Here is a 12,754-nt window from a genome sequence, read left to right as displayed (position 1 = left end):
GCCCGTATCACAACTACGTCCACAAATCGGCCGCTGCGCGACACGACCTCACGAGGCGGCTATGGGTGAGCGGAGCAGGTGCGGCGGTGTTCGGGTCGGACGCACCTTGTGCACGAAGTTCCGCCTCTGCTCGTGGTACGGCTCACCCGCGGTGAAGAAATTGCGGCGCATTTGGGCCAGCTCCGCACTGCGGTAACTGGCCAATGGTTTGGCCGCCTCGTCGGCGTCTCGGCGTTGTTTCTTCGTCACCAGGCGGTTCGTCAGATCCGGACTGCCGGCCAGTTCTGCCGCCGCACGTCGTATCGAGACCCAGAAGGTTTCGGCGCTGCCGGGTATAACGCGGTCCACCAGCCCGAGCGCCGCGGCGTCTCCGGCGGAGAGCGGAAGGGCCTCTTGGGTCAGACGTTCGGCCTCGGTCGCGCCGACGCGCTGCGGCAGGGTGTAGGTCCAATACTCCGAGCCGTGCAGGCCCATCAGCCGGTAGTGCGGGTTCAGTACGACCGACTCCCGGCACCAGACCTCATCCGCGGCTAGCGCGAACATCACGCCGCCTGCCGCCGCATTTCCCGCCAAGGCCGAGATCACGAACTTGTCCGTGGTGGTAAGAACGGCCTCTACCAGGTCGTTCATCGCGTTGATGTTGAGCCAGGACTCCTCTGCAGGGTCCTCGGCCGCCTCGATTACGTTCAGATGGATGCCGTTCGAGAAGAAGTCTCGGGCGGGGCCGAGCACGAGTACGTCGACCGGCCGGGTAACTGCCTGCTGGAAGGCCGCCAGCAGGTTGCGGCATTGGCGGGTACTCATCGCGCCGCCGGGAAAGGAGAACTCGAGGTAGCCGACGGTGCCCTCTTCCCGGTAGCGCAGTTCCGACCAGGTCTCTCGGACGGCAGCCGAGGCAGGTGTGACGGGTACCTCCGGGACCGATGCGGGTAGGTCGCGCCCGAGGGCATCCGTGGCGGGCTGCTTGAACGTCGGCGGACCGCCCGATACACGTCGGGGCCGTAGCTGCGGCACCCACACGGCGCCATCGACGGTGGCGCGGCAAATCGCGCCGTCACGGACGGCGATCACGGTGCCGGGGACACCACGCAGTCGATCTTCGCCGTAGCCGCCGTGTAGGTAGTATTCCCGCCCATACAGCTCGTCCAGGACGCCCGGTTGAGAATCGGCGGCGCGCAACTTGCGGAGCACGACACCTGTGTCGTCAGCGGACCAGTCGATCCGGCGGATCCGCTGATCGTGATAGGGCCGCAGTTGTCCCCGGACGTCCGGTCGGTGGTAGTCCAGTCGTTCGGGCTCGAACCCGCCGTCGGCGAATCTGTCGACCGCGAGCAGCACCGCCTGCACTGCGGCATCGGCGACCTCGTTGCGGTACAGCTCGCTTTTGCTGCAGGGCGCGACGGTGAACGACACCGAGGCCCAGATGGGGCCCGCATCCATCTCCTCGGCGGCTTGGAGCACTGTGACGCCCCACTCGGATTCGCCCTCGTGGATGGCCCAGTCGAGGGATGAGGGTCCGCGGTCGCCCTTAGGTCCCGGATGCACGATCAGCACGGTGTGCGCGGACCAGATGTCCTTCGGGATTGCCGTGGTGAGCATGGGCGCGAGGATCAGTTCCGGTCGAAAGGCCGCCACACGCGCGCGCAGCAGGTCGTCGCCGAGGGCCAGTTCGACGCCGATGTGGTGGTCGCGCGCGCGTAGTGCGGTGTAGACGCGCTGACTGAGACTGTTGAAGGCATTGGCGATTAGAAGAATGCGCACCATAGTCTCCTTTCGTCCGATCTGAAATGTTGATGCCTGGTGAAGATATCCGTACGGCGGTGGATTCGCACTTCGGCGCGATCGTCGTACTTCGAGCCGACTCTGCTGGACCGGACGGGTTGTCCCGCAGGCGTTCAAGCGACCGATAGGTACGTTGCCGTGGCAAACTTCGTCGATCCGAAGTCAAGGGCTGCATCGCAGTGCTACTTCATAACGCATGCCGCCGGGAAAACATACTATTTATGAGCAGTCGGCAGCATCTGGGCAAACGAATTCTGAAATTCCAGTAGCAGTCGTTCACCAGGTTGATCTTCTCCATCGGGAGTGCGCGCAATGTTTCTGGCAAACCTCAGCGGTAGCTGGTGCCGCCGACGTCGGCGACGATCATCAGTTCGGTGGCGGCGGATAGTCGGTGGCGATGGTGCCGTTACACCAGCGGCGCAGCGAACGAACAGCGAATGCAGCGATGTCGTGGTGCTGACATCGACTTCCCGGTGTTCTCGGTAAGGCTGTAGATCCCGTAGGGCGCGACCTTGATGCCCACACCGGCTACCCCCTGAGTGGCCTGACGGGACCCCGTCGACCTGGCAGGATGATCTGACCCCTGGGTCATCGACCGTCTTTACCAGAGTTGAGGTCGGTTGGATGGTGCGCAAGAGCATCTAGCTAGGTGTCCATGGGGCGAGGATTTTCGTCCGTCCGGAAGGTGCGGCAGCCTTCGGCGTGGTTCACCTGCTGCGCAAGGACGGCCGGAACGAGGAAGTAGTAGTGCTGTACAAGGGGGCATCGAATACGCCGCCGTGGCGAGTGTCGACATGCCGCTCTCGACATCGATGACGCGATCCCGCATTGGCGCACGATGCATCCTACGCCCAAGAGGTGGTATGCCGCAGCGGCTGATCGGTGCAATTGTGCGCCTCAATGAGCTGGCACCGAACGATTGTCATGAATAGTAATCGATTGGAGAAGTCCGGTCTCGTTGTCGAATTCCCAGTACAGGGTACGACCCCCCAGGGTGAGTCGAAACGACGAGACACCTTCCGAGAGCGCGGATGACTCCAGTTCCACTTCTTCGGAAGAGAAATACCGACTGTTCGCCAAGTCGGCCAGGGTGAAATCCACACCGTTCCCGACATGTAATGTAACGAGGCTGGGAGTCGAGCCACTCGGAAGTCGGCTGATGCGAAGAACAGCCTTCGAAAAAGGTCCGGTCTCGGAAAATCCCTGAAATGTGCGCATATAGGGACTGTCTCTCGTCGTCTCATCGAACATAATGGATATCGCATCGGATACCGAGCTGCGGTCGAAATTGTGCGACAATGTCGACAGTGAATCGACTTTCTCGAATATTTCGAGCCGGTAATGGTGAATCATGTTCATCTACCCTTTTCTCCTATCTACTCAGGTGCAGGGTATTTCACTAGACCCTCCGTATGCAGTCGCTTCCAGTGCGCTAGATGTTCCTTATACCATTTCTCCTCGTACGAAGAATACTGACGGCTCGAGGGGCGGCGGTTATGAAACGTCTCCGCGATCTCTCGCCTGGCGTCATCGCGTGAAATTTCGCCCCGCCAGTGTCGGTCGCAAATGTCTCGGTGCTCGTCCGACGCCCTGATCGCTGTAGTAATTCCACGTGCGCGAGCTTCCATGGCGGCCTCGTCCGCCGAGAGAGTGGCTTCTCCCTCCCCGATAGCTCGCCGCTGCTTTGCAATTTCATGCCACCGCGCAAATTTAGCTCTTTTCTTCGGAATGGGAAGGCGATTGGGAAACATGGCGTGACCAAGTTCATGGGACAGGCTTTTGATTACGAGTTCAATTGATTCTGCATATGCGCCGTCGATAGTGATCAGCTTTTTACTTCTAATGGCACGAGAACCAGTCCCCGCCGGGCCGTATCGTATTTCCCATCCGTCCTGAAGTATTTTTTTCGCCTTGGCCATGGTGGTCGGCGTTGCAGCAAGTCGACTATCGATATGCCGGCCCAGTCCGGTGGTGACAGATCCTCTGGCGGGTTCATGTACAGCACGCATCAGGGCACCTAGATCGTCGAAATCGAACGCGAATTGATCCCGATTACGCATATCTTGGGCTCCATGGGTATGGGCCGATTTGCTTGCTGCAGAGCCGAATCCGCCGACTCTGCGCGATAAGGCGGTGCCGGCCCTCCTGATAGCCTCGCGCAATTCATTCCGAGCAGTTGATACTGCCTCTATCAGTTGTCTGCTGATGGGCAACGCCGTGCCACCTCACCATGGCAGCCGATTCGGCCACGGTACACGTTAGACGGGGCTTCGGCGCACTTGTGGGCCTTCACCAACCAGCCACAGATGGTGTCGCAAGCGAGACCCGATCGCCACGGAGTTCCCCTTCTGAAGGCACGCTTGCGGCAACCTGCTCCGCGATACGCCTCCGCAATACCTCGAAGAAACTCTGATTCGGTTCGGCTTCCAGCCGTCGTTGTCACGCGCCCACCAATTCTCCGCGCCCGGTCGCATGCGCTTGCATGCGGGAGAAGCCTACATATGAGAACCGATCTTGTGAACGGCAGAGATTGCCAACCCGCCGCCTCGTCACTCCTCTGGATCATGATCCGCCCGGCAATGATCAGTTTGTGTTCCGAACTACCAAAAACGCTGTCTACCAACATGTTCGATCGCCTGCTTCGCTATAGGGGGGCTCTCGGCCGCCGCAAAATCCTGTGCTGCATCGGCGACTACACCGGCCGCATACTCGCTCTCACCACCGAGTGCCCTCTGCCCGTCGCTTCCGGTAACACGCACGATATGTCGACGATCGTGCTGATCTCGTTGGTGGACAGTGCGAGCAGTCCGCTGGGATCGGTCGATGCTTCGTGGCGATGAGTAGGATCAATTGATGCGTGGTGCGAGCGGTCTCCGTGACGTCGCGGACGCCCCGCCGCTGTTTGCTGCTCGATCTGGTGCGTGGGGACGGCTCAAACGTTCGTTCTCGTCACGCGCATCCATGTCGTCACCAGATCATGCCGCCAACATCGTCGGCTCCGCCGTCCCCTTTTCAGGCGTACGAGCCGCGCCCGCACATTACGCGACCGTCTGTGGACCAGAGCGATTCCTCGCCGCTTGCCCACCGGTATTCGCCCACCTCGACCTTTCCCACCTCACGACATGCAGGACTCGGCGAAACTTTCCATCATCTCGTAGGGCAGTTCGTAGGAGCCGACGTGCTGCAGCAGGACCCGCGTTGCGCCCGCGTCGGCCGCGCGGGCTATTCCTGCTCTCACCTCGTCAGCAGTGCCGAAGAGACAGAACTCGCGTGCGTAATTCACTGCATCGCGGTCGCTGATCCATTCCCCGCATCGGTCTACGGCCGCCGTCCAGTCCTCCGCGTGAATGAGGTCCGGATAGACCCCGTCGATGCGTTCGGGAACTCGAATGTTGATGTCGGCGAGCGTCAGCGAGCGGGCGCCACCACGTTGCGCGATGTGGGCGATAATTGGCTTGAGCGAACGCGCGTCCTTTTCGATGTCATCGGTGATCCGACAGAACGCCGATGCGGCGATCGGAATCGGAGTGCGCCCTGCGGCGCGCGCACCCTCGGTGACCAGGTTGACGCTGTCGGTCAATGCCCGACTCGACACACCGCTGAGCACGATCGCGCCATCCGCCTCCGTCCCGGCAAACCTGAGGTTTTTCGGTCCGCTCGCCGCTACCACCACGGGAAAGCTCGTCGGCTCTCGTAGCCGTCCGCTCACCTCTCCGAAATCGTAGGAGTGTCCTCCGCTCAAAGCGCGAATCATCGCTATGCCCCGCCGCAATTCCCGCTGCGAACTGGCGCGCAAGCCGACCGGCTCCACGGAGCTGTCCCCGGTGCCCAGGCCAAGGAGAAAGCGCCCGGGCGCCTGTTCGGCAACGGTTCGCGCTGCCGACGCGACGACGCTGGGATGCCTGGTCACCACGTTGGTGACGGCGGTTCCGACGCTGATCTTGCTGGTTGATGCGATGCACGCGCCCGCAACCATGAACGCGTCGCGCCAGAGCAACTGCGAGTCGGGAATCCAGATCTGGGCGAAACCGAGGTTCTCCGCGAAGCGTGCCGCCTCGGCCATCGCCGGCACGGGAAGACAGGCGGGTAGCCGTACGCCGACCTCGGTCCTGATCGTCATGCTCGTTCCTCGGGTGTGGGTCCGGTGGTGATCACGACTGTCGTCCATCGCAGAGCTGTGCCACAACCTGCGCGGTTCACTCAGAGGACCCCGACAGTGCACGCGGCAGGAACAGCCGCAGGCGGAAATTCTTCGCACACAGCTGTACGCCGGAAGCCGGATCGACGTCCGAGCGATGTTGTCGCGCACGCTCCGAGAAAACCAGATCATCTGGAGTCCGGCTGAGGCATCCCCGTCACATCACGCCAGTCCCATAGCTACCGTCTAGCCCGAACCGGTGCGGTCAACGCCACATCGGCTGCTGCGACCACGCCGACGCAGCCGACTCTCCCCTCGCAACGCCCGAATTCGCGGGCGAATCCCTGGCTACTCGCGGGAAAGCGGCGGCTGCCGCACGTTATGCCCCGCCAGGGTGGGTGCTCCACACTGGTGTCGATGGTTTCACGCGGTGGCCGTGAACTCCTGAACGGCCTTCGCCAGCGAAGCGGAATTCTGCAGCATCGGCAGATGCCCGGTGGACAACTCTCGACGGAATCCGGTGCCGAGTTCCGCCGCCTGCCGATATTGCGTCGCGGCGGACAACTGCCGGTCCGACGTGGTCACGACATATCCGCTGCGCGCCGGGAACGTCCTCCTGGACACTTTGTCCCGATACAGGTGCTGAGATTCCGGCGCGAACTCCGTGACGATGCGATCGGCGTCGCCTTCGTCGAGGCCGGCGCACAGCACCGAGCGGATCGCCTTTCTGGGAGGACGAGTTCCCGCGATGCGCATGACGAGGCCGATGACAACACGTTGCGGCGCAGGCGATGCCGCAAGGAATGACGTTCCGGCAGCGGGGAACGACGCGGCGACCCCGAGGAGCCCGGCAACGCGCTCAGGCGCAGTCGCCATGATCTGACTTGCCACGACACCACCGATCGAATGGGCCACGATCGTGAACGGACCATCCGGAGCCTGCGCCAACGCGGTGGACACGCAGTCATCGAGTCGTGCGTCGACGCGTTTCGGATACGCCGCCACGACCGACTCGACGGGCAGGTCCGCTCGGACCGCGTCCCAGATCCAGGCGGGAAGACCTGCTCCACTGAGGAACAGAATCGGCGTCGAGTGCAGACCTGGGTTCATTTCGTTCTCCTTGCGGGCTCAGGATGCGCTCGCAACAGTAAGCGAGGGGTCCGACAGCGATCAGTCCGAGACAATCCGCACAACTCCTACGCCCGGTGACCACACTCGGTGGTCAGGAGTTTGTTTCTGCCGGTGTCCGGACACCTATTTCGCCACCCAGTTCATAGCCGTCAGATAGCCGCAGTCCGTCTCCGCTCCAGAATCGCCCGGGGTCATACCAGTTGGGACTCCGATGCTGCGGCAGCAGTCCCATCGCCTCATAAGTCACAGCCACGATCTCCGCGCAATACGCGCTTTCCAACTCACGGGTAGCCGCCCGGCGGCGCTTGTGGTGCGGGAGGCGCGCCCGGCCGCGTAGCCAGCGCCCAGCGAGACCGGCGGTGGAGGGGAACGGGGTTCCGTCGAGCCGGGCGATCGTGCGCAGCAGACTGTCGTCCATGTCGCGAGTGACCGGCTGGTTCAACTGTCGCAACCACGCCTGCTGGCCGTAGCGGTGTGCCCACACCAGCACGGCATCGCGCAGGTTGTGCAACTGGACGCCACGGTGCGCGACTCCCGACCACATATCGGGGAGCGACCGGCCGAGCTCCGCATGCCAGATCAACGCAGGCAGATCATCGATCACGACCGACATCCCGACATGGTTCACCGGACTGTTCGTCGTCATCCGAATTGCCCGGTCGACCACCGAATGACCACGGAAAAGCCAAATGTCGCCGGTTCTGGTGAGTTCCAGCGCTCGATCCAGACTGATGCCCGTACCCGTCATGGCCGTAGCCTATGCGGTATGAGGTGGTGGAAGGCAGTGGGATTGGCGGGCGCGGCCGGTGTGGTCGCCACCGGGGTGGTTATTGTGCGCGCCGAGCGGCGCCGCCGTGCGTACACCCCGGACCAGGTCCGCGAACAACTGCACGTCCGATACGCCCAAGCGACGGCGGCCCCGGCAGTCGCCGAAACCGCCGCTCCGGCACCGCGGGACGTCTTTGGTATGCGCGGGCGCATCCGACGTCTGTTGCGGCGGCGCTGACCACTCGCGGTGGTCTATGTGCTCACCCGCTTGCGAAGTTCGTGGCGCGCCAGCGAATTCTTGTGGGTCTCGTCCGGGCCGTCGGCGAACCGGAGCGACCTGATGTTGGCGTACGACGCCGCCAGCGGGAAGTCTTGCGAGAGACCTCCCGCGCCGTGGACCTGGATCGCCTTGTCGAGGATCCACTCGACGGTGCGCGGCGTCGCGATCTTGATCGCCTGAATCTCGGTGTGGGCGCCCTTGTTACCGACCGTGTCCATCAACCAGGCGGTCTTGAGCACAAGCAGCCGGAGCTGTTCGATGCGTACCCGTGACTCCGCGATCCAGTCGCGGATCACGCCCTGCTGAGCCAGCGGCTTGCCGAAGGCGACGCGCTGGTTGGCGCGGTCGCACATCAGCTCCACAGCCCGCTCGGCCAGGCCGATCGAGCGCATGCAATGGTGGATGCGGCCTGGGCCGAGCCGGGCCTGTGCGATGGCGAATCCGTCACCCTCCCCGCCGATGAGATTCTCGACCGGGACACGGACATCGTGAAACACGATCTCCGCGTGGCCACCGTGCTCACGGTCGTCGTAACCGAAGACCCGCATGCCGCGCCTGAACTCGATGCCCGGCGTGCCCCTCGGGACGATGATCTGGCTCTGCTGGCGATGACGGTCCGCCTCCGGATCGGTCTTGCCCATCACGATCAGGATCTGCGCGTCGGGGTTCATAGCACCGGTCGTCCACCATTTGCGCCCATTGATCACGTAACTGTCGCCGTCGCGCTGAATGCGGGTCGAAATGTTGGTCGCGTCCGAAGAGGCCACGTCGGGCTCGGTCATGGCGAACCCGGACCGGATCTGCCCCGCCAGCAGCGGGTCCAGCCACCGCCGCTTCTGCTCTGGAGTGCCGAACATCTCCAGCACCTCGATGTTGCCGGTATCGGGTGCCGCGCAGTTCATCGCCGGCGGAGCCAACTGAAGACTCCGCCCACTGATCTCGGCGAGCGGCGCGTACTGGAGGTTGGTGAGACCGGCGCCGGATTCCCCAGGAAGGAACAGGTTCCAGAGCCCGCGCGAGCGCGCCTCTTCCCGCAGCCGGGTGATCACGGGGGTCCGCGTCCAAGCCCAGCGGTCCTCGAGTTGGTCCATCTCCGCGGCGAAGGTCTCCTCTGCCGGATGAACCTCCTCGTCCATGAACTCGAGCAGCCTCGTGATGAGGTCCTTGGTCGTGCTGTCGTAGTCGAAGTGCATGTCAGTCGTCCTCCCGAAGTGTGCTGAGTCCGGCTTCGAGCAGCGGCTCGACCATCGAGCCGATCTTGTCGACACCCGGACCGGTGACCTGACCATTGAGGTGGCGCTGGTGGATGCCCGCGATAATGCCCGCCAGCTTGAACGACGCGAGTCCGAGGTAGAACCCGAACCTGTTCAGATCGCGTGCCGAGGACCGTTGGTAACGCTCGACGATCTCCTGTTCGGTGAGGAATCCTGGCGCTGACGACGCGGTCGGTACCACCGTGCCCTCCGCGATTCTCGCAGTGCGCTGGTAGACGACGAGCAATGCCAGGTCGGTGATTGTGTCACCGCAGCTGGCCATTTCCCAGTCGATGACCGCGAGGGTGCGATCGTCCGGTGCGACGAGCACGTTGTCGAGGCGGTAGTCGCCGTGCACGATTCCCGGCAGATTGTCCGCGGGTACCCGTTCTTCCAGGCGCCGGTGCACGGTGCGCGCCAGTGCGATCGCGGGGGTCTCGGACGCCTCGAGCTGCGCCGCCCAGCGGCGGACCTGCCGGGCGAGAAAGCCCTGGGGCCGCCCGAGCGTGTCGAGTCCGACGGCCTGGGCGTCCACCGAGTGCAAGACAGCGAGGGTGTCCACCAGACTCTCCGAGATCGCGCGGGTGCGAGTGGAGCGTAGCGGCGCCAAGTCGGAGGCGTCGCGGTATGTCGTACCGACAACGTGCTCCATGACGTAGAACGGAGCGCCGAGTATCGCAGGGTCGGTGCACAACCCGAACACCCGCGGCACCGGCACATTCGTATCCGCGAGTGCCGCGAGCACTCGGTGCTCCCTCGCGACATCGTGGGCAGTTGCCAGCACCTCGCCCACTGGCGGGCGTCGTAAAACCCAAGAGTCGGTGCCGTCGGTGACCAAGTAGGTGAGATTCGACCGGCCCCCGGTCAGCGGTCGTGCGGCAAGCTCGCCGGATCGACCAGCGGGCAGTGTTTCGTCGAGCCAGCCGGACAGTCGGCCCAGGTCCAAGCCGGGCAGGTCGGCCGGGCGCGCTGTCGGTAACGAGTTCCGACCGATGTCACTCATCCTTCGTCCTGTGCATAGCGCACCAGCACTTCGGCCACGCAGGCCGGCCGGTCGCCGTTCTCGATCTCGATCGTCATCGCGATGCGGGCGTGGCGGGCGGCACCTTTCGACTCGACGTCCAGCAGCTCGCCGCGGCCGCGTAGCTTGGCCTGGGACGGCACCGGAGCGGGGAATCGCACCCGATTGACACCGTAGTTGACCACGTTGGTCGCGCCTTCCACGTGCAACAACTCCTCCAGGAAGTGCGAGGCGTAGGACAGCGTCAGGTAGCCGTGTGCGATGGTGCGGCCGAACGGACCTTCGGCGGCGCGGTCCGGGTCCACATGGATCCACTGTGCGTCACGAGTGATGCGCGCGAACGCGTCGATATCGGACTGGGACACCTCGATCCAGTCCGTGGCGCCGAGTGGTAGGCCGCTCTGATCGCCCAACTCGTCGAAGCTCAACTGCAGCATGGTTGTCTCCTGAGGTGATCGGTGGTCACATCGACAGCCCACCGTCGACCGGGACGACGACGCCGGTGATGTAACCCGCCTCGTCCGACGAGAGGAACTGCACGGCTGCGCACATCTCGGACGGGTCGGCGAAGCGTCCCATCGGAATGCCGGCTGTGAGTTCGGCGCGCTTGGCCTCGGGGATGGAGGCGATCATTCGGGTCTCGGCGTTCGGGGAGATCGCGTTGACGGTGACTCCGAACCGAGCGAGTTCCTTGGCCGCTGTCTTCGTCATGCCGATGATCCCGGCTTTCGCGGTCGCGTAGTTGGCCTGTCCGATGTTGCCGTGCAGACCGGTGTACGAGGTGATGTTGACGATGCGACCGTGCTGCTGGGCTCGAAAGTGCGGCACCGCGGCCCGGACGAATCGGTAGGTGCCCCCGACGTGGACGCCGAGAACCTGGTCCCAGTCCGCATCCGTGAGTTTCCACAGCACGTTGTCGCGCAGGATGCCGGCGTTGTTGACGACCACGTCGAGACGTCCGGTCTCGGCTACGACCTGCTCGACGGCGGCCTCCACCTGCTCGGTGCTGCTGACGTCTACCTCGAGTCCACGGACCCCGAGGTCGTCGGCCGCCGCTGCCACCTCGTCGGCATCCATGTCGATGAGGTAGACCGTTGCCCCCGAGGCGCGAAAGGCGCGGCCGATCTCCCGGCCGATGCCCCGCGCCGCTCCGGTGACGACCACCGTGCGGCCGGCGAAGTCGAAGGTGATGTTGCCTGCCACACGGTTCTCGTCGTGGCCGGCACTGCGATCAGAGATTGAGGTCACGGCCGATCAGCTCCTTCATGATCTCGTTGGAACCAGCCCAGATCTTGGTGACGCGGGCGTCGCGCCAGGCCCGGCCGACCCGGTACTCGTTCATGAACCCATAGCCGCCGTACAGCTGCACGCATGCGTCGAGCACGTCGTTCTGCACTTGCGCCGTCCACCACTTGGCTTTTGCGGCGTCGATGGGCGTCAGGTTGCCGTGCGCGTGCGCCAGAACACACTGGTGCACATAGGCCTCGGTCACCTCGACGCGGGTCACCAGATCGGCGATGAGGAACTTGTTGTACTGGAGGCTGCCGATCGCCTGACCGAACGCGGTGCGCTCGCGCGCATACTGCACGGTCTCGTCGAGGATGTGGGCGGCGTGGGCGAGGTTGGTGACCGCCGACTGCAACCGTTCCTGGGGCAGGAAATTCATCATGTGAATGAAGCCGTGGTCCACCTCCCCCACGACGTTCGCGTCGGGGACACGCACGTCGTCGAAGAATAGCTCGGCCGTGTCGGACTCATCTTGGCCGACCTTGTCCAGTTTGCGGCCGCGGGAAAAGCCTTCTCGGGTCGCCTCGACGGCGAACAGGGTGATGCCGCGGGCCTTCTTCTCGGGGCTGGTTCGGGCGGCGACCAGCACGAGGTCGGCGGAATAGCCGTTCGTGATGAAGGTCTTGGCGCCGTTGATCACCCATTCGTCGCCGTCGCGCACCGCCGTAGTGCGGAGCGCGGCGAGGTCGGAGCCACCCGAGGGCTCGGTCATGCCGACAGCCGTGAGCAGTTCGCCACTGCACACGCCGGGGAGCCAGCGCTCCCGCTGCTCGGGCGTGGTCAGGCCGACGAGATACGGCGCGACGATGTCGGCGTGGATACCCAGGCAGGAGGGCAGCGCCATGTTGACCCGCGAGAGTTCCTCGAACATCACCGCGTTGTAGCGGTAATCGCGGGCGTCGGATCCGCCGTACTCCTCCGGAACCTCGAGCCCCAGCAAGCCCTGCCGGCCCGCCTTCTTCCACAGCTCGCGCGGAAAGCCCTTCGCGGTGGCGTACTCGTCGAGGTGTGGGACGACCTCGCGGGCGAGGAACTCGCCCACAGCGGCCCGGAATGCCTCGTGGTCGTCGTCGTAGATGGAAGACAGCACCGAT

General features: G+C 63.9%; 13 protein-coding genes. 2 read left to right on the top strand and 11 right to left on the bottom strand.

Annotation, left to right across the window (positions count from 1 at the left end):
- Positions 1–48: 48 nt before the first annotated feature.
- The 3 genes from AB0C34_RS14435 to AB0C34_RS14425 all read right to left on the bottom strand — a co-directional run bounded on the left by AB0C34_RS14435 (position 49) and on the right by AB0C34_RS14425 (position 3,842).
- Entirely contained in the window at positions 49–1,761 is a 1,713-nt protein-coding gene (locus AB0C34_RS14435) for an enoyl-CoA hydratase-related protein (RefSeq protein ID WP_357071648.1), read from the bottom strand.
- 918 nt (positions 1,762–2,679) lie between these two features.
- On the bottom strand, positions 2,680–3,141 hold the full coding sequence (locus AB0C34_RS14430) for a hypothetical protein (RefSeq protein ID WP_357071644.1): 462 nt from the start codon (positions 3,139–3,141) through the stop codon (positions 2,680–2,682).
- A 17-nt stretch (positions 3,142–3,158) separates the two neighbouring features.
- The gene (locus tag AB0C34_RS14425) at positions 3,159–3,842 is read right to left on the bottom strand and encodes a hypothetical protein (protein WP_357071641.1); all 684 of its coding nucleotides are present in this window, start codon (positions 3,840–3,842) and stop codon (positions 3,159–3,161) included.
- 441 nt (positions 3,843–4,283) lie between these two features.
- On the opposite strand from AB0C34_RS14425, the gene AB0C34_RS14420 reads away from it, so the two are divergent.
- Positions 4,284–4,622 (top strand): hypothetical protein, encoded by a 339-nt coding sequence (locus tag AB0C34_RS14420; RefSeq protein WP_357071638.1) that lies wholly within the window; start codon positions 4,284–4,286, stop codon positions 4,620–4,622.
- A gap of 275 nt (positions 4,623–4,897) precedes the next feature.
- Here the strand turns inward: AB0C34_RS14420 and AB0C34_RS14415 are convergent, their stop codons facing one another.
- The 3 genes from AB0C34_RS14415 to AB0C34_RS14405 form a co-directional block, all read right to left on the bottom strand.
- Positions 4,898–5,902: an LLM class flavin-dependent oxidoreductase gene (locus AB0C34_RS14415; RefSeq protein WP_357071635.1), complete on the bottom strand. Its 1,005-nt coding sequence runs from the start codon at positions 5,900–5,902 to the stop codon at positions 4,898–4,900.
- 441 nt (positions 5,903–6,343) lie between these two features.
- Positions 6,344–7,030 (bottom strand): alpha/beta hydrolase, encoded by a 687-nt coding sequence (locus AB0C34_RS14410; RefSeq protein ID WP_357071632.1) that lies wholly within the window; start codon positions 7,028–7,030, stop codon positions 6,344–6,346.
- Between the two features lie 112 nt (positions 7,031–7,142).
- Positions 7,143–7,799 (bottom strand): hypothetical protein, encoded by a 657-nt coding sequence (locus tag AB0C34_RS14405; RefSeq protein WP_357071629.1) that lies wholly within the window; start codon positions 7,797–7,799, stop codon positions 7,143–7,145.
- A gap of 18 nt (positions 7,800–7,817) precedes the next feature.
- Between AB0C34_RS14405 and AB0C34_RS14400 the strand changes: the two genes are divergently transcribed.
- Positions 7,818–8,057, top strand: coding sequence for a hypothetical protein (locus AB0C34_RS14400; RefSeq protein WP_357071626.1), 240 nt, complete (start codon positions 7,818–7,820; stop codon positions 8,055–8,057).
- A gap of 14 nt (positions 8,058–8,071) precedes the next feature.
- Here AB0C34_RS14400 and AB0C34_RS14395 read toward each other — a convergent pair whose 3' ends face one another.
- Genes AB0C34_RS14395 through AB0C34_RS14375 form a run of 5 tightly spaced genes read right to left on the bottom strand, consistent with a single transcriptional unit; the run spans position 8,072 to position 12,750 of the window.
- Positions 8,072–9,292, bottom strand: a complete 1,221-nt coding sequence (locus tag AB0C34_RS14395) for an acyl-CoA dehydrogenase family protein (RefSeq protein ID WP_357071623.1) — start codon at positions 9,290–9,292, stop codon at positions 8,072–8,074.
- A gap of 1 nt (position 9,293) precedes the next feature.
- Entirely contained in the window at positions 9,294–10,355 is a 1,062-nt protein-coding gene (locus AB0C34_RS14390) for a phosphotransferase family protein (RefSeq protein ID WP_357071620.1), read from the bottom strand.
- Complete coding sequence (locus tag AB0C34_RS14385; protein ID WP_357071617.1) at positions 10,352–10,810, bottom strand: MaoC family dehydratase; 459 nt, start codon at positions 10,808–10,810, stop codon at positions 10,352–10,354. Before AB0C34_RS14385 ends, AB0C34_RS14390 begins: the two co-directional genes overlap by 4 nt.
- A 25-nt stretch (positions 10,811–10,835) precedes the next feature.
- Positions 10,836–11,621, bottom strand: a complete 786-nt coding sequence (locus AB0C34_RS14380) for an SDR family oxidoreductase (RefSeq protein WP_357071615.1) — start codon at positions 11,619–11,621, stop codon at positions 10,836–10,838.
- Positions 11,605–12,750, bottom strand: coding sequence for an acyl-CoA dehydrogenase family protein (locus tag AB0C34_RS14375; RefSeq protein WP_357071613.1), 1,146 nt, complete (start codon positions 12,748–12,750; stop codon positions 11,605–11,607). The genes AB0C34_RS14380 and AB0C34_RS14375 overlap by 17 nt, the downstream gene beginning before the upstream one ends.
- Positions 12,751–12,754: the final 4 nt, after the last annotated feature.

Source organism: Nocardia sp. NPDC049220 (genome assembly GCF_040647855.1).
Lineage (GTDB): Bacteria > Actinomycetota > Actinomycetes > Mycobacteriales > Mycobacteriaceae > Nocardia.
Note: the sequence above shows the minus strand (reverse complement) of the source record. Positions and strands in the feature narration are given on the sequence as shown.

Bases quoted from the DNA above. Each gene is read 5' to 3' on its own strand.
- AB0C34_RS14390 (WP_357071620.1), bottom strand. From the start codon at position 10,355: ATGAGTGACATCGGTCGGAACTCGTTACCGACAGCGCGCCCGGCCGAC.
- AB0C34_RS14410 (WP_357071632.1), bottom strand. From the start codon at position 7,030: ATGAACCCAGGTCTGCACTCGACGCCGATTCTGTTCCTCAGTGGAGCA.
- AB0C34_RS14425 (WP_357071641.1), bottom strand. From the start codon at position 3,842: ATGCGTAATCGGGATCAATTCGCGTTCGATTTCGACGATCTAGGTGCC.
- AB0C34_RS14430 (WP_357071644.1), bottom strand. From the start codon at position 3,141: ATGAACATGATTCACCATTACCGGCTCGAAATATTCGAGAAAGTCGAT.
- AB0C34_RS14395 (WP_357071623.1), bottom strand. From the start codon at position 9,292: ATGCACTTCGACTACGACAGCACGACCAAGGACCTCATCACGAGGCTG.
- AB0C34_RS14400 (WP_357071626.1), top strand. From the start codon at position 7,818: ATGAGGTGGTGGAAGGCAGTGGGATTGGCGGGCGCGGCCGGTGTGGTC.
- AB0C34_RS14415 (WP_357071635.1), bottom strand. From the start codon at position 5,902: ATGACGATCAGGACCGAGGTCGGCGTACGGCTACCCGCCTGTCTTCCC.
- AB0C34_RS14385 (WP_357071617.1), bottom strand. From the start codon at position 10,810: ATGCTGCAGTTGAGCTTCGACGAGTTGGGCGATCAGAGCGGCCTACCA.
- AB0C34_RS14420 (WP_357071638.1), top strand. From the start codon at position 4,284: ATGAGAACCGATCTTGTGAACGGCAGAGATTGCCAACCCGCCGCCTCG.
- AB0C34_RS14405 (WP_357071629.1), bottom strand. From the start codon at position 7,799: ATGACGGGTACGGGCATCAGTCTGGATCGAGCGCTGGAACTCACCAGA.